Raw genomic sequence first — 16,866 nt, 5'->3', positions numbered from 1 at the left:
TGAAACTGTAACCGGCGTCAAAGTATCCAGTCCCGGTCTTCGCGCAACCGAATGGCGCGTATGAGATTCGGCACAGGCGGTCGATATCCGGCGGCTCACAAGGCCGTCGGGGCGGAAAGTGGGCCCGCCCCCGAATCGCCGTGCCGGCGCCGATTCGGGGGCGGTCTATCACGAGGAGACCTGTGGAGCCGCGCGGTTGTGCGGATGGTTGTCCACTCCGAATTCCGCACTGGGACGACACCACGGGGCTGATGAGGGGGAGGTCCCGAGGTGTCGAGCCGCGCCGGTTCCGGACTCACTCGTGACGATCAGGGCGATCGGGATCCGCTCGGTGCCGGTGACCGGAGAGGCCGTACCCTATTGGGCGCCAGCACACATCAGCTCCATCTCGATCTCGCTTGATCCTACGTATCAAGACAGTAGATATGCGAGATGTTGATTGGCAAGTTCGTTCTGATGGTTCGAAAAATTTCTCAGCGGATCTTCAGTTTCGGCCATGCATCTACTGCATGACTACGGATGTCTCCACGAGATGACGGCGCAGCGCTGGTCGTTGTCCATCCGCTCGGGAATGTGACGATGCTCACTTCGTGTCCGGTCACAGACAAGCGAAATCGTGTGTCGAAACGGGTGCAGGCAAGCAGACCGGATCCGGAAGGACCACATCATGCCGACCGTCGACGTACTCGACTCCTTCATGCACTACCGCGACACCGGTGTGGGCGACACCCCCGTGGTGTTCCTGCACGGCAATCCGACTTCGTCGTACCTGTGGCGCAACGTGATTCCGCACGTCGCGGACCGGACCAGGGCGCTGGCGCCCGACCTGATCGGCATGGGGGAGTCGGGCAAGCCCGGCAGTGACTACCGGTTCACCGATCACGCCGCCTACCTGGACGCCTGGTTCGACGCACTCGGGCTGGACCAGGTGGTGCTGGTCGGCCACGACTGGGGTGGCGCGCTGGGCATGGACTGGGCCGCCAGGCATCGGGGCAGAGTGCGCGGAGTCGCGCTGATCGAGACGTTCCTGCGGCCGATGCGCTGGGACGAGCTGCCTCCGCTCGGCGCCGAGCTGTTCCGGAAGTTCCGCTCGGCGGAAGGAGAGCGAATGGTGCTGGAGGAGAACACTTTCATCGAGTTCAACCTGCCCAGGGGCATCGCCGATCTGTCGGCCGAGGATCACGATGTGTACCGCGCGCCGTACCCCACACCGGCCGCACGCAAGCCGCTGCTGGCGTGGCCGCGCGAGTTCCCGCTGGACGGGGAGCCCGCCGACGTGGTCGCTCTGGTGCGCGACTACGGCGCGTGGGCGGCCGCGACACCCGAGGTGCCCAAATTGCTGATGGCGCTGGAGAACGGCGTCGGGTTGGGGTCGGCGGAGATGATCGACTGGGCCGCAGACGCCTTCGCGAGCGCCGAGGTCGCGCCGATCGGTCCGGCCGGCCACCACGCGCCCGAAGACCGGCCGGACGAGATCGGCCGGGCGGTCGCGGCGTGGCTGGACCGGCACGCCCTGATCGGGGCCGCCGCTCGCTCGTGACCCGCGCCACGGAGAGACCCCGCCCTGCTTGCGTCGACAGCGACGCAAGCCGAATGATGGCCCGATGAGTACGCAGCACGAGCGGGTCGCGGCGGACGAGCAGGTCATGGTCGCCCGCGCGGTCGCGGGCGACCGGGACGCCGTCGCCCAGGTGGTGCGCCTGCTGCAGGACCCGCTCTATCGGCTGGCGCTGCGGATGGTCTGGCGTCCCGCCGAGGCCGAAGACGCGACACAGGAGATCCTGGTTCGCGTCCTCGACCATCTGCACACTTGGCGCGCCGAGGCGAAGCTGCTCACCTGGGCTTACCGCATCGGCGTCAACCACCTGCTGAACCTGCGGCGGCAGTCCCCGCACGAGGTCGCGCAAGTGAGCCTGGACGCCTACCGGGACGGGCTGGCCGACGGCTTGTCGGAGGCGGACTATCGCGGACCGGAAGCGGTGCTGCTGACCGCCGAAGTGCGGCTCACCTGCAGTCAGGGCATGCTGCAATGCCTGGCCCGCGACGAACGGGTCGCCTTCGTGCTCGGCGACGTGTTCGAGCTGAACTCGGCGGAGGCCGCCTGGATTCTCGACATCACTCCGGCCGCCTACCGAAAGCGGTTGGAACGCGCCAAGAAACGGCTCGGGAACTTCCTGAACGCCACCTGCGGCCTGGCCGACCCGCAAGCGTTCTGCCGCTGCTCGCGCCGGGTGGACAGAGCACTGGCGCTGGGCCGGATCGACCAGCGCCGTCCGGTGTATGCGCGCCATCCGGTCAGCCCGGGCGGGCGCACCGCGGCCGAAGCCGAACAGCAGATGATCCGGTTGCACGATGCGGCGTCTGTGCTGCGCGCGCACCCGGACTATGCCGCGCCGCAAGCGAAGATGGACGCGATCGCGGGGCTGCTCGGTTCCGGTCGCTTCCCCCTGCTCGACGAGAAGTGACCGGTTCGGCAGTTCCCGTCGCGGTGGTCGGCTGGAGGACGCGGCTTACTCGTCGTCGGTCGGCTGGGCGGTCGGGGGAACCCCGGTGTCGAGGAAGCGGATGAGCCGATCGATGCGTGCCGTGTGGTCGATACAGCGCTCCAGGTGATGACCCAGCAGCGCGATATCGATCGCGACCTCGGTGGACGGCTGGGACTCCGGCTCGCGCAGCGCGGCATGCAACTGCTGGTGCAGCGTTTCCATCGGGCGCGCGGCGGGCGTCTGCTCCTCGGCCTGCGCCTGGTGGCCCGCGACCGCCTGCGCGGCCAGCGCCGTGCGCTGCGCCGCCAACTGCCCCATCGCGGCGAGGATGTCCAGGATGGGTTGCGTCGCCACGTGTCCCGGATGGCTCCGGTACACCTGGTCGGCGACCCGGCTGGCGAGCCAGCCGATGCGGGACAGTTCACCGGCGATCTGGATCGCGGTCACCACGTGCCGTAGGTCACGCGCTACCGGCGCCTGTAACGCCAGCAGCACCACGGTGCGCGCCTCGCACGCGCCGTACATCTTCTGCAACTGCTCGTCGAGCGCGAAGACCTCGTAGGTCGCGGTGAGGTCGGCGTCGACGAGCGCGTCGGTGACACGCTCGACGGCGTCGTGGGCGAGCGTGCACATCAGCGTCAGATCTTTCGTCAACGCGATGAGCTCGGCAGTGAACTGAGTGCGCACCGCCAAATTCTCACCTATCGACCGGTGCGGGGTCGATTCCTTGTCGGATGTTCTTCGGTAACGACCTCGCCTCGGCGCGGCGCCCGACGCGCCGCCGCGATCGCCGACCGCGTGGTACGGGCGCTCGGGTCGGGTGGAATGCCCTGGTACTGCTGGTTGTTTCGGGCAGCGTGGGCATCGGCGGGGCCGCCGGCTCGGCGCACGAGCCCGAGGGCGTCGCACGCGTCGACTCCGCGTGATTGCGCTGGTCGGACACGTGGCGGAGAGTTATTGCCGGACCGGATGATTATGGTGCACATCACAGAATGCTGTTGCTGCGCACACCGACTCGTCCGATTGCTCACCGCATGCCCCGTCCTGCCCGCGGCGGCGGCGCGGACGGTCGATCCTGCGCGGTGCCGCGAGCGGGTGTTTGCGATCCGGTGCCTGCGCGCGCCACGGCTCGGCGCGCGTCTGCCCGAGCCCTGCTCAGCGCCCGAATCGCGCAGGCGGCGAAACCTGCCCGCGGATGCCGCCGGTGTTACCGTCGCGGCATGCCGAACTTGCGCGACATTCAGCATCGGGTGGTGACGGCGTTCCAGCGCCGGGTCGGCAACCCGATCCTTCGCACGCTGCCGGGGCAGACCCTGCTGGAAACCACCGGCCGGGTCAGCGGGCAGCCACGGACCACCCCGATCGGCGGGCGGAAGATCGGCCGGGAATTCTGGTTGGTCGCCGAGTTCGGCGAACGTTCGCAGTACGTCCGGAACATCAAGGCGGACAACCGGGTCCGGCTGCGGCTGCACGGGCGGTGGCACACGGGCACCGCGCACCTGCTGCCCGATGACGATCCGCGTGCCCGTCTCGCCGCCCTGCCGCGAGCCAACAGCGCCGCCGTCCGGCTCGTCGGTACCGACCTGCTCACTCTGCGCATCGATCTGGACGACTGAGCCCGCGCCCGCGGCGTGGACAGTGCTGACCCGACCGGGATGCGAATAGTTTGCTGGGACGATGGTGGGCATGATCCGTGTGTTGACCGCCCGCTGGACCGTACTCGTACCACTGCTCGCCGTGCTCGCCCTCGCGGCCACCTGGGGCCGAAGTCTGCCCGCTGTCGCGGTGACGATCGTGGTGGTGGCGTTGATCGGCGCAGTGCTCTCCGCGGTGCACCACGCGGAGGTGGTCGCGCTCCGGGTCGGTGAACCGTTCGGCTCGCTGGTGCTGGCGGTCGCGGTCACCGTCATCGAGGTCGCCCTCATCCTGACGCTGATGGGCTCGGGCGGCGACAAGACCGCCACCCTGGCCCGCGACACGGTCTTCGCCGCCGTGATGATCACTTGCAACGGCATCTTCGGTCTCTGCCTGCTGGTGGGCGCCCTACGCAGACGGGTGGCGGTGTTCAACGCGGAAGGCACCGGTGCGGCGCTGGCCACCGTGGCGACCCTGGCCACGCTCAGCCTCGTGCTGCCGACCTTCACCACGAGCAAGCCCGGCCCGGAGTTCTCGCCCGCGCAGCTGGCCTTCGCCGCGGTGGCCTCGCTCGCGCTGTACGGCCTGTTCGTGATGGTGCAGACGGTGCGTCATCCGGACGATTTCCTCCCGGTCGAGGCGGACGGTGTCGTCGCCGAGGGCGACGAGCACGCCGAGCTGCCCAGTGCGCGCGCCGCGCTGGCCGGCCTCGGTCTGCTGCTGGTCGCACTGATCTGCGTGGTGGGGCTGGCGAAGGTGGTGTCGCCCGCCGTGGAGTCGGCCGTCGAGTCGGCGGGCCTGCCGCAATCGGCGGTCGGTGTGGTGATCGCGCTGTTGGTGCTGCTGCCCGAGACGCTGGCCGCGGTGCGCGCCGCGCGCCGCGACCAGGTGCAGATCGGTCTCAATCTCGCCCTGGGTTCGGCCATGGCGAGCATCGGCCTGACCATCCCGGCGATCGCCGTGGCGAGCATCTGGCTGGAGGGCCCCTTGGTGCTCGGCCTCGGCGCGACCCAGATGGTGCTGTTGGCCCTCACCGTCGTGGTGGGCGGGCTGACGGTCGTCCCGGGAAGGGCGACGCTGCTGCAAGGCGGCGTCCACCTGGCTGTGTTCGCGGCCTTCGTCGGCCTGGCCGCCAGCCCTTGACCGGCGAACGCGGGAACCACGAAGCGGTCGGCCCACGCGCGTTCCGTGGCCGCGACGGAATGAACCGCTCAGTGCGGGTGCTGCGCCGCGTATCTCGCCCGCTCCAGCTCTCGGCGCCGGGCCCGCCGCGGGTTCTCCAGATCCGCGGGCAGCCCGTGCTTCGCGAGCCGGTGCGCGCGGTTCATCGGCATGAACGCGACGGTGTAGAACAGGGCCAGCAGCAGCGCCAGCAGGACCATCGCGCCGCGCAGCCACAGCTCGCCGGGGAACAGCAGGAACGCCGCGAACAGGGGTGTGAACGGCACCGTCCCGCGCAGGATGTGCCGGACGGCTGCGAACCTTCCGGTCAGGTCGTCACGTACCCACTCGCGCATCGAGTCGGGCAGGCGGCGTCCGAAGGCGTAGCCGATCCACTGGATCGGATCGGGCCGTCGTCGCTGTCGGGTCATGCCTGAACTCCTCGGTCGGCGGCGGGGGAGCCGGACTCGGCGAGCACCGACCGGCGGGCCGCCTCGTTCACCCGGGTGAGGACGTCGCGCAACTCCTCGAGGTCGGCCATAGTCACGCCGAGGCGGCGCACGACGGCGGGCGGGATCCGCTCGGCTTGCTCCCGCAGTTCGGCTCCGGCTCGGGTGAGGTTCACCACCAGGTTGCGCTCGTCCCGGCTGTCGCGTTCGCGGCTGATCAGGCCGGCCGCTTCCAGGCGTTTGAGTAGGGGGGACAGGGTGGGGGAGTCGAGCCGGATGGCCTCGGCGATCGCTTTGACCGACATCGGCGCCTCGCCCCAGAGGGCGAGCATCACCAGATACTGCGGGTGGGTGAGCCCGAGCGGTTCGAGCAGCGGCCGGTAGACGGCCAGCACCGCGCGGTTGGCCACCGCCAGCGCGAAACACACCTGCCGGTCCAAGCGCAGGGGATCGTCCATCTCGGTCTCCATCGGTCCTCCTTGTCCGCGCTCTAAGTTAGCGCATTAATAGTTAGTGCGTTAATCAATGTGCGCGACATCTCCGCGCGAGATCCCGGTGCGGCGGCGGCTGCTCGATACCGTGAAATCCATGCACAACCACCCGGGTCCGCTACGCATCGAGGAACTGGACGCGGTGCGTGGGTTCGCGCTGTGCGGAATCCTCGTCGTGAACATCTGGCAGATCGCCGAGATGGCAACGACGGACGGATCGGGCGTGGTGCTCCCGGTGCGGCACGCGCTGTCGGTGGTGTTCGAGGGACGGTTCTTTCCGATCTTCGCGTTCCTGTTCGGGATCGGTTTCGCCTTGCTGATGGACACCGCGGTGGAGCGCGGCGAGCGGCCGCGGCTGGTCCTGATCCGCCGACTGCTCGCGCTCGGCGTCATCGGCCTGGTCCACCAGCAGTTCCAACCGGGTGAGGCGCTGCTGCCGTACGCGCTGGCCGGATTGGTGATCCTGGTGCCCGCGTCGGCGCTGCCGAACTGGGCGGTGCTGCTGGCGGGCCTGGCAGGCACCTTCGGCGTCGCGCTGGCCCTCGGCGGCGGACTGGCCCTGGTGCCCGGGTTGTTCCTGCTCGGCCTGGCCACCGCACGCGCCGGGATCGTGGACACGCTGGACGAGCGGGGTTGGCAGATCGGTGCGGTCTTCGCTCTCGCCCTGCCCGCCGCGATAGTGGCGGGCAGGTGGGAGTTCCGCACGCCGTATCTCGAGCTGTGGTCCACCCCTGCCATAGCTGTGGCGGGCCTGATGGGCGCACTGGCTTATCTCACCGGACTGCTGCTGTTGCTGCGCATCGAACCCGGCCAGGTGCTGGCGGAGGTGTTGCGGCCGATGGGCCGCATGGCTTTGACCAACTACGTCGGCGCGACCGCCCTGATCCTGCTCGCCGCACCGCGTCTGGGATTGACCGGCTCCGACGACTACGCGACGGTGCTCGGGTTGGCGGCCGCGATCGTCGCGGTGCAGGCGGTGTGCAGCGCAGGGTGGTTGCAGTTGTTCGAGTACGGCCCGCTGGAATGGGTGTGGCGCTGCGTCACCTGGTGGACGGTGGTGCCGATCCGGCGGGTGCGGGTGCCGAGCCGTCGGTACTGAACTCAGCGCCCGGCGTCGGGATCGCCGGTCTTCTCCAGCGCGGCCAGCGTCGCGGAAACCAGTGGCGCGGTCTCGAACTGGACGGCGACCTCGACCAGCCAGGCCAGCTCGGCGGCCAGCGTGGGCCGGCTCGGCTCGGCGAAGGATTCGTCGTCCCCTGCGGGTGGCAGACCGAGCCGGTGCGCCCGCAGCGCGGCGGCGATGCGGGCGGCCTCGATCGCGGCGGCCCGGGTGCGCTCCGGGACGGCCGGTTCGGTGGCCAGGCGCTCGGCGATCGCCGTCGCCTCGGCGGACAGGTGCGGTTGCAGGCGCAACAGCCAGTCCCGGATCTCGATCACCCTGCGATACACCCGGTCTCGGGCCGCTGTGCTCCGGTCCGGCATGGGCGCCAGTTCCGGATCCACCTCACGCAGGGCCAGCCACAGCGGACGCAGTCGCGGCAGCGCCCGCAGCCGGGCGATCGTGTGCAGCAGCCACGGCGCCAGCGAGGGGCACAGGTAACCGACCAGCATGACGGTCGCGCCCAGGCTCGCGAACGCGGGCGCGATGTCGGTGTTGAGGGGGCGCAGATCGATGTCGAACCACGCCGCGCCGACCGCGATCACCTTGCCCGCGCTGTAACCCAGCGCGACGGCGCTGCCGACCGCGAGCAGCCGGAGGCCGCGCCGCAACCACAGCCGGTCGACCTCGCCGATCCACCTGCGGCACAACACGATGATGCGGATCAGCGCCGCGGAGTACACCGCGAGGTAGACGCCGAGGAATGCCACCGCCAGGGGGACCCGCGCGTAGTGGGCGTCGAAGTCGGTCGGATGACCCTCGTCGTGCACCGGGGACGCCGCGAACAGCACCGCCAACACCGCGAGCACGAGCAGCGGCAGCGTGAGGACGCGCCGCCCCGCCCCGGCGTCCGGCTCCTGGGGCGCCACCATGAACCCCGTCCACACCACCTGGGCGAGCACGGCTCCGGCGATGGCCCCGTATACCACGAGGGAAGCGAGATTGGGAATGCCCGAGACGTCCCCGATCCAGGTATAGGTCTGCGGCACAGCCGCTTCGAATCCGATCCCCGCCGCGAGAATGGCGAACGCGACGGCCCAGCGTGCGGGGCTACCTGGGTTGCGAAGAGCGAGGGCGACCCGCCACAGGAAGGCTGCGAAGGCGAAGGCGGCCACGCCGCCGTAGACCAGTCCGAACCACATGGGCTCAGCCCTGCCCCGGGCCCAGCGCGTCCAGCAGGCGGCGCGCGGCGACCGGCGCGGAATCGGGCAGGACCCACTCCTCCCGGTCGGTCCACTGCGTGATGTGGTGCGCCATCAGCATATTCGCGAGGTGCTCCGCCTCGCGCTCCTGTGGCTGCGCGTAGCTGGTTCGCCCGAGCATCCGCCGCACGACCGCGGGATCGATGTTCGGCGCGAGCAGTCGCACCGCTTCCGCGCCGCCCACGTCGACGGTGCGGTGCCCGGCGAGCAGATGGCCGAGCTCGTGACAGACGATGTGGTCCTGGTGCACCTTCGAGGTGTTGCGCTGGTAGGCGATGAAGTCGATCGCGTCGGTGACCAGCAGGCCGCCGGTGAGCCCGGTGACCGGGAAGCTCTCCGGACGCAGGCGCAGCGGCCGGGCGCGGCGCTCGGCCACCGCCTCGGCCAGCTCTCCGACGGTGAACCGGCCGGGCAGCCCGAGACCGCGCAGTTCGCGACGCAGCCAGCGACGATCCAGCACCGGCTGGTCACCTCCGTCCTTGCTCCAGGCCGCGATCCGCATCGCTCACTCGCGTTGTTCGTTCTCGATGCGCCGCAGGACATCCAGCATCGCCAGCACCGACTCCGCGCGGACCGTACCCTGTTGCAGCCCGTCGCGCAGCACCAGCTCGAGCACCTCGTGCTCGGCATTTCCCTTGAGCGCGTTGATCAATGCCAGCTCGCTGCCCCGCGCCGCCGCCAGCTGCGGATCGGTGAACGGGTCCAGGCTGTCGAGCCCGAAGTAACCGCGGAACACCTCGAGCGTTTCATAGGACGGGTTGACCGCCTGTCCGGTGCGCAGCTTCCAGAGGTAGTTGGCGGACAGGCTCGCCCCGGTGGTGCGGTGGATGTCCTCGGCGAGCGCTCGATGGGTGATCTCTTGCGGCCGTCCGTCTTTGCTCGCCGGGGGGTGCATTCCGTTGATGAGCGTCGTGAGAGCCCGCGTGAACGGGTGTGGATCCTCCCCCATGGTCAGCGTGTCTCCTGTAGTTGACAGCGTGTGTGTCGTAGATCATACTCGTCCGTGCTCCGCCGGCGCATGCCGGTGTGGTCGCCCCGAAGGGGTGGGTGACCGCGAGAGGCCCGGCATCCGAGAGCGGGAGCAGGTGGGGCGATCATCGTCGCTCGCCCCATCTCATCGCAGATCCACCGGCAGCGCCAGTGGACCTCGATGACGAAAACCGGAGCGCCAGACGATCTCTCGCTCGTCCACCGCGAGGGCCGAATCCGGCCACCGGCTGAAGACGTGATCGACGGCCGCGGCGGTGACGGTGTGCACCAGCGCGTTGCCCAGGCAAGCGTGCATGCCGTAGCCGAGCGCGAGCTGGACGCCGCGGTCTCGATCGAGGTCCAATTCCCAGGGCCGGTCGAAGGTTTCGGGATCGTGATTGGCCGAGGCCAGGCACAGCAGAACGGTCTGTCCCGCGCAAATCGTGGTGTCGCCGATGGTCAGCTCGGTGGTCGCGAAACGTGGCCCGGCCAGCACCTGCGGAGACAGATAGCGCAGCAGCTCGTCCACGGCGGACTGCTTGTCGTCCGTCGCGCGCCACACCCGCAACTGGTCCGGACGGCCCAGCAAGGTGAGCACCGAACCGGCGATCAGGTCGGCGAGCACTTCGTACCAGACGAACAGCAGGTAGAACAGCAGCCCGGCCAGCTCGTCGGCGGTCGGCGAGCCGGAACTCCGGTGCGCGGCGACCCAACGGCCGAGCGCCGTCTCGGGCCGAGCTCGCGCGGTGGCCTCGGTGATGATCGCGTACATGGTGGCCAGGGTGTCGCGGGCGCGCGGCGGCGATGGCGACGCAAGCAATGTCGAATTCGCCCAGTCACGAAGACGTTCCGAGACCGGGTCATCGAGGCCGAGCAGCTCGCTCAGCACGGCCGCGGGGAGGGGCACCGCCAGCCGTTCGACCAGATCGACCGTCACGCCCGGATCACCCGCGCGCAGCAGCGAATTCACCAAGCCCGGAGCGAGTGCGGTCCACTCGGCCAGCCTGCGCGGCGACAACTCGGCGGTGACCAGGCTGCGCAGCCGGGCGTGGTCGGCCGGAGCGGCATCGAGCATCTCGTCCAGCGGTCGCGGGACGAGGAATCCTCGGTAGTCGTCCCCGTGCGCGTGCCGGGCCTGGGTGGACAGCCGGTGATCCAGCAGTCCGGCCCGCACGTCGCGGTAGCGCGTCACCAGCCAAGCCGCGGGGCCGTCCGGCGTCCGGACGCGGTGGACGCCCCCAGCGGTGCGCAGCCGATCCAATGTGGGCCACGGGTCTCGCGCGAATTCGGGGTCGAACACGTCCGTCACCCGGTCATCATCTCGCACCATACGGTGCGCGCGGGCGGGCGATGGTTACCGCACGGGCGGCGATGCCGTGGAGTGCGGCGGAACGCTCCGATCAGGAGGCGGACGCTCCGGTCTGCCGTATCGCGTCGAGAACCTCGCCGTAGGTCAGCGTCGTGGAGTTGATCAAGGCGCGCTCCGACGGCACGTCGATGTCGACGGAGTCGATGCCGTTGACGCCGCGCAGTGACGATTCGATCGCCGACGCGGACTCGCGGGTAACGTTGTGCAGAGTAACTGTGTACGTCATGTGTTTCGCATTGCCCGATTCGTCCCGATCAAACTTTCCTTTTCGCCGCGTTTGATCGCCCGGACCCCGGGAATAGCGGTGTTGTCATTACGACTCGACGCCACAGGGATTGTCATGATCATCATCATCGGGCTCGTCGCCCTGATCGCGGCCGTGATTATCGGTGTTGCCGCCGTAGTCGGCAACACCGGCCCCGCTCAGCAACTGACGAGCGATTTCGCGGTATTCGACTACCACTTCCACGGTTCCAGCGGAGCGCTGTTCGGCTACGGGGTCGTGCTCGGCGCGATCGGGATGTTCGGACTGGCGCTCGTCCTATCCGGTGCCTGGCGGGTGACCCGCCGCGGCATGGTCGCGCGTCGTGAGCTCGCGCAGTCTCGTCGCGAGATGGCGGCGGTACGGCGTGATCTGGCGACAGACACCTCCGTCCCGGCCAAGGGCACAGCCCAGGAGCCGGCTTGGCGGCGGTGGCTGCGCACACCCGGTTCGGGCGGCGTCCGAACCGATCGCGGCGCGACGGTATCGACCTCCAAACCCGTGACCGCGAAATAGTTATCGAGAAAAGGAAAACGACAATGATTGTTCTCGGCCTCATCCTCCTGGTTCTGGGCTGGCTGCTCGGAATTTCGTTGCTCACCACCGCGGGCATCATCGTGCTGATCATCGGGCTGGTGCTGCTGGTGGCCGGTTCGGTGGGCCGTCCGGTGGGCGGCCGACGCTGGTACTACTAGAGGAATTCGCGATGAAGTTCGAAGATCGCCTCGCGCACCAGGTGCAAGCAGCCAGGGGCAGCATGAAGAAATTCCTCGGCAGAGCGACCGGAAACTCCCGGCTGGAGGGCGAGGGACGGCGTGAGCAGGCTCGCGGCAACGTCAAGCGGGCCGCGGACAAGCTGCGGGGCGCGTTCAAGCGCTGACCGCGTAACCGGCGACCGGTGCCGGGCGAAGGCCGAAGCCTCCGCCCGGCACCGGCGTGCGTCGGGACCGATGCGCAACAGCGCTGCGCCGAAGTCAGATTCCGGCGACGTCGGCGAGCTGCCCGATGCCATAGGTGACGGCCATGGCCAGCGCACCGCCCAGCGCCACCCGCAGCACCGCCCGGCCACGGGAGCTTCCGCCCAGCCGGGCGCTGACCGACCCGGTGAGCGCGAGCGCCGTGAGCACGGCCGCGAAGGTCACCGGAATGCGCGCGGTGACCGGCGGCAGCAGGATGGCCAGTAGCGGCAGCAGTGCGCCGAGAGTGAACGCCACCGCCGAGGACAGCGCCGCCTGCCAGGGGTTGGTCAGCTCGGCGGGGTTCAGGCCGAGTTCGGCCTCCGCGTGCGCGGTGAAAGCGTCGTGCGCGGTGAGTTCTTCGGCGACCTTCCGCGCCGTTTCGGGCGTCAGCCCCTTCGCTTGGTAGATCCCCGTGAGTTCGGCCAGCTCGTAGTCCGGCTCCTCACGCAGTTCCCGGCGTTCTTTCGCCAGCAGGGCCCGCTCCGAATCGCGCTGGGTGCTGACCGACACGTACTCGCCCACCGCCATCGAGATCGCGCCCGCCGAAATACCCGCGATGCCCGCCGTGAACAGCGCCGCGGTATCGGTTGTCGCCGCGGCGACGCCGACGACCAGCCCCGCGGTGGACACGATGCCGTCGTTCGCGCCGAGCACACCCGCGCGCAGCCAGTTGAGCTTCGCGGCGAAGCTGTCGCCGTGCGGTTCGTGCGGATGCGCGCCGGAGGCGCTCGTCGTGCGAGCCATGAACGCACCCTAATGACACCGCGACGCGCGGACGGGAAGTCCGTGCCGCCCGCGCGGTCGGCTAACCGCCCGGCTGACGGGGAACGGCCAGCGGATGCGGAAGCATCGTGCGGTGGATGATCTGCAGGATCAGCAGGAACAGGACCGAGAGCGCGGCGGTGGTGTAGTCCCCGAGCAACACCGCCAGCACCGCGAACCCGCCGAATACGGGGAACTCCAGCAGGGCGCACCAGCGCAGGATCCGCAGCCGCCTGGCGTTGGCGGTCAACCGTTGCACGCCGTCGTCGATGATGGTCAGCGCCGTCTCGTAGCGCACCATGCCGTCGCCGACCTGGACGAACATGTGCACCGCTTGGTCGCGGCTCAGTTCGCCGAGCCAGGCCCGGTCGATGAGCCGCTTGCCCTCCTCGGCGACCTCCTTGATAACCGCGTCCATGCGGCCCCCTTCCCAGTCGTCCAGGAGTCTAGCGGCCGAATCGTGCCTTCCCAGTGGCGATTCAGGCGGGCGGGAAGACGTAGACGCGCTCCGGGACGATGCGCACGATCAGCCGGTGCGCCTCGGGTTCCGGCGGGGGCGTCGCGCCGCCCATGTACTTGGCGTACATCGCGGCGTGCAGGGTCTTGTCCGGGTCGGCGGTGATCTCGACCCGGCCGCGCACCTCCACGTACCGGCCGTCGGTGCGGCTGAGCACCAGCAGGCTCACCCGGGGATCGCGCGCCATGTTGCGGGTTTTCAGCCTTCCCTCGATCGTGCTGAACAGCAGGGTGTCGCCGTCGTAGTCGACGAAGATCACCGATGACTGCGGACGGCCGTCCGCGTTCGCGGTGGCCAGGACGGCGGCGTGGGGGCCGTCGATCAGGGTGCGCACGGTGTCGTCGAGTGGCATGGGAATTCTCCTCGGTCGATGCGGGAACCACGGTGATCCCCGTCAGGTGGACTCGCGTCGCGAGCCGGAGGAATCGGGGTCTGCGATTCTTTTTCGCGTCTCGCTCGGTCTCATCTGTGACGGCTCACGCTCGGTGGACCGGGAAAGGACCTGCGGATGACCACGACCGGCGCGCTGCCCGACGCCGAATTCACCCGCCGCACCCAGCCGTACCGGCGGGAATTGCTCGCGCACTGCTACCGCATGCTCGGCTCGGTCCACGACGCCGAAGACCTGGTGCAGGAGACCTATCTGCGGGCTTGGCGCTCCTTCGACACCTTCGAGGGGCGCTCCTCGGTGCGGACCTGGCTGTACCGGATCGCCACGAATGCGTGCCTGACCGCGCTCGGGCACCACGGGCGGCGCGTGCTGCCGTCCGGCCTCGGCGCGCCGGGCACGAACCCGTCCGCGCCACCGGTGGCCGCCGCCGCGGATGTCCGGTGGCTCGAGCCCCTGCCGGACGCGCTGGTGACGCCGGAGTCGGCGGACCCGGCCGGTGTGGCCGTGGCGCGCGACAGCCTGCGCCTGGCGCTCATCGCCTGCCTGCAACACCTGAACGGCAGGCAGCGCGCCGTGCTGCTGCTGCGCGACGTCCTCGGACTGCCCGCGGCCGAAGTCGCCGAGCTGCTGGACACCACCACCGCGGCGGTGAAGAGCACGTTGCAGCGTGCCCGGGCCCGGCTCGCCGAGGTCTCCTCGGCCGCCGAGCAGGCGGTGGCGCCGAGCGATCCGGGACAGCGCGCGCTGCTCGAGGAGTACCTGATCGCGTTCCGCCGTGCCGATCCCGCGGCCATCGAACGACTGCTGCACCGCGACGCCGTTCTGGAGATGCCGCCGTCGGGCACCTGGTTCGCGGGCAAGCGGACGTGCGTCGCCTACCTGGCCGAGCAGGTCCTCGGAACCCCCGGCGAGTGGATGCTGTTACCGGCCGCGGCCAACGGGCAACTCGCCGCGGTGGCCTATCACCGCGAATCCGGCTGCGACTACCGGGCTTTCGGCGTCGCGGTGCTCACCACGACGAAGGACTCGATCATCCGGATCACCGCATTCGGCGATCCCGGCCTGGTCACGGCCTTCGGATTCGCCCCGGTCCTGGGGATGACCCGCTAGGCCCGGTCGGCGCCTGGACGGTCGTCTCGGATGCCGATCCACGCGTAGTCGCGCGCTCGGGTGATCGCGACGAGCTTCTGCCGGTCGGCGAGTTCGGCTCGTTCGCGGCTCGCGCCCGCCCCGGGCTGCGTGCCGCCCGACCAGGTCGGGTGGAAGACGGCCGCGAAGTCGAGGCCCTTGGCGCGGTGGACCGTGCCGACCTTGACCGCGGCCACCGGTGTGCCGTCGTACTCCTCGAGGCGCAGGGTCGCGATGCCGACGGCGTCGAGCGCCCCGACGAGCCGGTCGGCCTCATGACGCGTCCTGGTCAGTACGGCGATGTCCGACAGCGGTTTCCCGCATTCGCGGATGCCGCGCACCAGCGCCGCCTCCAGGTACTGGTCCGGTCCACGCCAGACGTGCACCAAGCCGTCGGGCAGGGCCACGTCGGCGTCGCGCAACAGCACACCGGGCGCGTCGTCGAAATCGCCCAGCGCGTTCACCGCTTCGATGCCCGCCGCGTTCTCCCACACGCGGCGGCGATTGCGGTAGTTCACCCGCAGGATCTCCCCGCGGCCGCGCAGGTTGATGCCCGCGTCGGCCATCCGCCAACCGCCCGCGTACACCTGCTGCTGCCCGTCGCCGAGCAGCAGCAGCGGACTCGATCCGTTGCCCCCGGCGATGGCGTGGGCCAGCCGCAGCCCGGCCAGCGTCATGTCCTGCACCTCGTCCACGACGACCGCGTCGTACGGTTGCGCCAGTGGTTCGTTGCGGATCTCGGCCAGCGCGACGGCGATCACGTCGCTGTAGTCGGAGATGCCGCGTCTGCGCATCTCGGTCACGTAGGGGACGTAGAGCTTGCGCCACACCTCGGCGCGCCGCTCCCCGTCGAGGCGCACGCCGTCGCGTCCGAAGCGCTCGGTGCGCTGATAGACGTCGAGATCATCGATCTCCCGGCCCTTGATGACCCGGTCGATCTCCTCCCGCCAATAGCTCTCGTGCGGCTCGATGTCCTCGAAGTCCGCTCTCGCGCGCTCCCAGACCCGGCCGAAGACCTGATCGGCTCCCTGCGGATCGAGTCTCGGCGCCGCTATCCGGCGGCCGAGGAAATCCAGAGCCCAGGAATGCAGCCCGGCGAACTGGACACGGCCTTCGGTTCCTGGCGCGAGCCGGCGGAAGTAGGTTTCCTGGCAGCTCGCCAGCGTCTTGACGAACGTCGTGTAGAGCTGACGGCCGGTGGATCGCTTGGCCTGTCTGGCCATGCGGTGCAGGGCCACCACCGTCTTCCCGGTGCCCGCAGGGCCTGCCACCCGTGCCGGGCCGGTGTAGGTGCGGGTGACAAGGAGTTCCTGTTCGGGATCCAGGAAGGTCATCCAGTGCTGGAACGGCATCCGCAGCGCGGTGTCCCGTTGCGGAGCAAGCACATCCGATCGCTCGAGCAGGGCGAGATCGGGTGGGCCGTCCTCTTCGATCTCCAGCAGGTCGTATTCGCGTGCGGACTGATGCGCGATCGTGTTCGCGATCGCCTGTACCCGGCTCGGGCGCAGCCGCCGGTTTCGTGTGCGGATCACCCGATCGAGCTCGCCGGGCCCGGCGACGGCGAACCGGCCGTCCTCGCGCAGGCCGACGCCGGCGGGGACGAGCAGGACGATCTGCACGTCGTGGGCGACCACCTTCTCCCGCCCGAACTGCAACTTGCCGAACCTCGCTTCGACGTCGCGCCGGATGTCGTCGAGCTCGGCAGGTACGTCGTCGGCGAAGCGCAACGCGAAAAGACCTGTGCCGCAGACCAGCAGCGCATGCGCGTGGTCGGCGGGCGCGCGTCCCGCGTCCCGGTGCGCCAGCAGGTACCGCCCCGGCTGCGCCAGCGCGTCGGCGAGGAATGCTCCCTGCTGAGAGGTGAAGCCGGGGATGCGGGCCAGCGTGTCCGCGACACGGGCAAGCCAGGTATCGGTGCTCATGGGT

General features: G+C 69.6%; 21 protein-coding genes. 9 read left to right on the top strand and 12 right to left on the bottom strand.

Annotated features, from left to right (window positions below):
* Positions 1-667: 667 nt before the first annotated feature.
* A complete protein-coding gene (locus IU450_RS29735) occupies positions 668-1,540 on the top strand; it encodes a haloalkane dehalogenase (RefSeq protein WP_195153042.1) in 873 nt (290 codons plus the stop codon).
* A gap of 64 nt (positions 1,541-1,604) precedes the next feature.
* A complete protein-coding gene (locus tag IU450_RS29730; RefSeq protein ID WP_195153041.1) occupies positions 1,605-2,465 on the top strand; it encodes an RNA polymerase sigma factor in 861 nt (286 codons plus the stop codon).
* Positions 2,466-2,510: 45 nt separating this feature from the next.
* Here IU450_RS29730 and IU450_RS29725 read toward each other — a convergent pair whose 3' ends face one another.
* Positions 2,511-3,173, bottom strand: a complete 663-nt coding sequence (locus IU450_RS29725; RefSeq protein ID WP_324197872.1) for a phosphate signaling complex PhoU family protein — start codon at positions 3,171-3,173, stop codon at positions 2,511-2,513.
* 533 nt (positions 3,174-3,706) lie between these two features.
* Between IU450_RS29725 and IU450_RS29720 the strand changes: the two genes are divergently transcribed.
* Together IU450_RS29720 and IU450_RS29715 are read left to right on the top strand one after the other, a co-directional pair.
* Complete coding sequence (locus tag IU450_RS29720; RefSeq protein WP_181719972.1) at positions 3,707-4,102, top strand: nitroreductase/quinone reductase family protein; 396 nt, start codon at positions 3,707-3,709, stop codon at positions 4,100-4,102.
* Positions 4,103-4,172: 70 nt separating this feature from the next.
* Positions 4,173-5,264 carry a calcium:proton antiporter gene (locus IU450_RS29715; RefSeq protein WP_228835293.1) on the top strand — a complete coding sequence of 364 codons (1,092 nt, stop codon included), beginning with the start codon at positions 4,173-4,175 and terminating at the stop codon, positions 5,262-5,264.
* A gap of 68 nt (positions 5,265-5,332) precedes the next feature.
* Here the strand turns inward: IU450_RS29715 and IU450_RS29710 are convergent, their stop codons facing one another.
* Together IU450_RS29710 and IU450_RS29705 are read right to left on the bottom strand one after the other, a co-directional pair.
* On the bottom strand, positions 5,333-5,713 hold the full coding sequence (locus IU450_RS29710) for a DUF5313 family protein (RefSeq protein ID WP_195153039.1): 381 nt from the start codon (positions 5,711-5,713) through the stop codon (positions 5,333-5,335).
* Complete coding sequence (locus IU450_RS29705; RefSeq protein WP_195153038.1) at positions 5,710-6,201, bottom strand: MarR family winged helix-turn-helix transcriptional regulator; 492 nt, start codon at positions 6,199-6,201, stop codon at positions 5,710-5,712. Before IU450_RS29705 ends, IU450_RS29710 begins: the two co-directional genes overlap by 4 nt.
* A 118-nt stretch (positions 6,202-6,319) precedes the next feature.
* On the opposite strand from IU450_RS29705, the gene IU450_RS29700 reads away from it, so the two are divergent.
* The gene (locus tag IU450_RS29700) at positions 6,320-7,321 is read left to right on the top strand and encodes a DUF418 domain-containing protein (protein WP_195153037.1); all 1,002 of its coding nucleotides are present in this window, start codon (positions 6,320-6,322) and stop codon (positions 7,319-7,321) included.
* Positions 7,322-7,323: 2 nt separating this feature from the next.
* Here the strand turns inward: IU450_RS29700 and IU450_RS29695 are convergent, their stop codons facing one another.
* From IU450_RS29695 to IU450_RS29675, 5 genes are all read right to left on the bottom strand, one after another.
* On the bottom strand, positions 7,324-8,523 hold the full coding sequence (locus IU450_RS29695) for an MAB_1171c family putative transporter (protein WP_195153036.1): 1,200 nt from the start codon (positions 8,521-8,523) through the stop codon (positions 7,324-7,326).
* Between the two features lie 4 nt (positions 8,524-8,527).
* Positions 8,528-9,085, bottom strand: coding sequence for an ImmA/IrrE family metallo-endopeptidase (locus tag IU450_RS29690; protein WP_195153035.1), 558 nt, complete (start codon positions 9,083-9,085; stop codon positions 8,528-8,530).
* Between the two features lie 3 nt (positions 9,086-9,088).
* A complete protein-coding gene (locus tag IU450_RS29685) occupies positions 9,089-9,532 on the bottom strand; it encodes a hypothetical protein (RefSeq protein ID WP_195153034.1) in 444 nt (147 codons plus the stop codon).
* 165 nt (positions 9,533-9,697) lie between these two features.
* Entirely contained in the window at positions 9,698-10,861 is a 1,164-nt protein-coding gene (locus IU450_RS41060; protein WP_195153033.1) for a cytochrome P450, read from the bottom strand.
* Between the two features lie 91 nt (positions 10,862-10,952).
* A complete protein-coding gene (locus IU450_RS29675) occupies positions 10,953-11,147 on the bottom strand; it encodes a heavy-metal-associated domain-containing protein (RefSeq protein WP_195153032.1) in 195 nt (64 codons plus the stop codon).
* A gap of 114 nt (positions 11,148-11,261) precedes the next feature.
* Between IU450_RS29675 and IU450_RS29670 the strand changes: the two genes are divergently transcribed.
* Genes IU450_RS29670 through IU450_RS29660 form a run of 3 tightly spaced genes read left to right on the top strand, consistent with a single transcriptional unit; the run spans position 11,262 to position 12,063 of the window.
* The gene (locus IU450_RS29670; protein WP_195153031.1) at positions 11,262-11,699 is read left to right on the top strand and encodes a hypothetical protein; all 438 of its coding nucleotides are present in this window, start codon (positions 11,262-11,264) and stop codon (positions 11,697-11,699) included.
* Positions 11,700-11,722: 23 nt separating this feature from the next.
* On the top strand, positions 11,723-11,878 hold the full coding sequence (locus tag IU450_RS29665) for a DUF6131 family protein (RefSeq protein ID WP_174188126.1): 156 nt from the start codon (positions 11,723-11,725) through the stop codon (positions 11,876-11,878).
* An 11-nt stretch (positions 11,879-11,889) separates the two neighbouring features.
* Positions 11,890-12,063, top strand: coding sequence for a CsbD family protein (locus tag IU450_RS29660; protein ID WP_195153030.1), 174 nt, complete (start codon positions 11,890-11,892; stop codon positions 12,061-12,063).
* A 94-nt stretch (positions 12,064-12,157) separates the two neighbouring features.
* Here IU450_RS29660 and IU450_RS29655 read toward each other — a convergent pair whose 3' ends face one another.
* From IU450_RS29655 to IU450_RS29645, 3 genes are all read right to left on the bottom strand, one after another.
* The gene (locus IU450_RS29655) at positions 12,158-12,886 is read right to left on the bottom strand and encodes a VIT1/CCC1 transporter family protein (protein WP_195153029.1); all 729 of its coding nucleotides are present in this window, start codon (positions 12,884-12,886) and stop codon (positions 12,158-12,160) included.
* Between the two features lie 61 nt (positions 12,887-12,947).
* Positions 12,948-13,322, bottom strand: coding sequence for a hypothetical protein (locus tag IU450_RS29650; RefSeq protein ID WP_195153028.1), 375 nt, complete (start codon positions 13,320-13,322; stop codon positions 12,948-12,950).
* Between the two features lie 61 nt (positions 13,323-13,383).
* The gene (locus IU450_RS29645; RefSeq protein ID WP_195153027.1) at positions 13,384-13,773 is read right to left on the bottom strand and encodes a PPOX class F420-dependent oxidoreductase; all 390 of its coding nucleotides are present in this window, start codon (positions 13,771-13,773) and stop codon (positions 13,384-13,386) included.
* A gap of 156 nt (positions 13,774-13,929) precedes the next feature.
* On the opposite strand from IU450_RS29645, the gene IU450_RS29640 reads away from it, so the two are divergent.
* Positions 13,930-14,922, top strand: a complete 993-nt coding sequence (locus IU450_RS29640; protein ID WP_195153026.1) for a sigma-70 family RNA polymerase sigma factor — start codon at positions 13,930-13,932, stop codon at positions 14,920-14,922.
* On the opposite strand, the gene IU450_RS29635 is transcribed toward IU450_RS29640, so the two are convergent.
* Positions 14,919-16,862 carry a UvrD-helicase domain-containing protein gene (locus tag IU450_RS29635; RefSeq protein WP_195153025.1) on the bottom strand — a complete coding sequence of 648 codons (1,944 nt, stop codon included), beginning with the start codon at positions 16,860-16,862 and terminating at the stop codon, positions 14,919-14,921. The genes IU450_RS29640 and IU450_RS29635 overlap by 4 nt on opposite strands.
* Between the last annotated feature and the right edge of the window lie 4 nt (positions 16,863-16,866).

The organism is Nocardia abscessus, assembly GCF_015477775.1.
Lineage (GTDB): Bacteria > Actinomycetota > Actinomycetes > Mycobacteriales > Mycobacteriaceae > Nocardia > Nocardia abscessus_A.
This window is presented reverse-complemented; position numbering and strand designations above follow the sequence as displayed.

What these genes read in the sequence shown, in the direction of transcription:
- IU450_RS29650 (WP_195153028.1), bottom strand. Translation starts at nt 13,322, where the DNA reads ATGGACGCGGTTATCAAGGAGGTCGCCGAGGAGGGCAAGCGGCTCATC.
- IU450_RS29675 (WP_195153032.1), bottom strand. Translation starts at nt 11,147, where the DNA reads ATGACGTACACAGTTACTCTGCACAACGTTACCCGCGAGTCCGCGTCG.
- IU450_RS29635 (WP_195153025.1), bottom strand. Translation starts at nt 16,862, where the DNA reads ATGAGCACCGATACCTGGCTTGCCCGTGTCGCGGACACGCTGGCCCGC.
- IU450_RS29700 (WP_195153037.1), top strand. Translation starts at nt 6,320, where the DNA reads ATGCACAACCACCCGGGTCCGCTACGCATCGAGGAACTGGACGCGGTG.
- IU450_RS29645 (WP_195153027.1), bottom strand. Translation starts at nt 13,773, where the DNA reads ATGCCACTCGACGACACCGTGCGCACCCTGATCGACGGCCCCCACGCC.
- IU450_RS29730 (WP_195153041.1), top strand. Translation starts at nt 1,605, where the DNA reads ATGAGTACGCAGCACGAGCGGGTCGCGGCGGACGAGCAGGTCATGGTC.
- IU450_RS29690 (WP_195153035.1), bottom strand. Translation starts at nt 9,085, where the DNA reads ATGCGGATCGCGGCCTGGAGCAAGGACGGAGGTGACCAGCCGGTGCTG.
- IU450_RS29655 (WP_195153029.1), bottom strand. Translation starts at nt 12,886, where the DNA reads ATGGCTCGCACGACGAGCGCCTCCGGCGCGCATCCGCACGAACCGCAC.
- IU450_RS29710 (WP_195153039.1), bottom strand. Translation starts at nt 5,713, where the DNA reads ATGACCCGACAGCGACGACGGCCCGATCCGATCCAGTGGATCGGCTAC.
- IU450_RS29640 (WP_195153026.1), top strand. Translation starts at nt 13,930, where the DNA reads ATGACCACGACCGGCGCGCTGCCCGACGCCGAATTCACCCGCCGCACC.
- IU450_RS29720 (WP_181719972.1), top strand. Translation starts at nt 3,707, where the DNA reads ATGCCGAACTTGCGCGACATTCAGCATCGGGTGGTGACGGCGTTCCAG.
- IU450_RS29670 (WP_195153031.1), top strand. Translation starts at nt 11,262, where the DNA reads ATGATCATCATCATCGGGCTCGTCGCCCTGATCGCGGCCGTGATTATC.
- IU450_RS29735 (WP_195153042.1), top strand. Translation starts at nt 668, where the DNA reads ATGCCGACCGTCGACGTACTCGACTCCTTCATGCACTACCGCGACACC.
- IU450_RS29665 (WP_174188126.1), top strand. Translation starts at nt 11,723, where the DNA reads ATGATTGTTCTCGGCCTCATCCTCCTGGTTCTGGGCTGGCTGCTCGGA.
- IU450_RS29685 (WP_195153034.1), bottom strand. Translation starts at nt 9,532, where the DNA reads ATGGGGGAGGATCCACACCCGTTCACGCGGGCTCTCACGACGCTCATC.
- IU450_RS29660 (WP_195153030.1), top strand. Translation starts at nt 11,890, where the DNA reads ATGAAGTTCGAAGATCGCCTCGCGCACCAGGTGCAAGCAGCCAGGGGC.
- IU450_RS29715 (WP_228835293.1), top strand. Translation starts at nt 4,173, where the DNA reads ATGATCCGTGTGTTGACCGCCCGCTGGACCGTACTCGTACCACTGCTC.
- IU450_RS29695 (WP_195153036.1), bottom strand. Translation starts at nt 8,523, where the DNA reads ATGTGGTTCGGACTGGTCTACGGCGGCGTGGCCGCCTTCGCCTTCGCA.
- IU450_RS29705 (WP_195153038.1), bottom strand. Translation starts at nt 6,201, where the DNA reads ATGGAGACCGAGATGGACGATCCCCTGCGCTTGGACCGGCAGGTGTGT.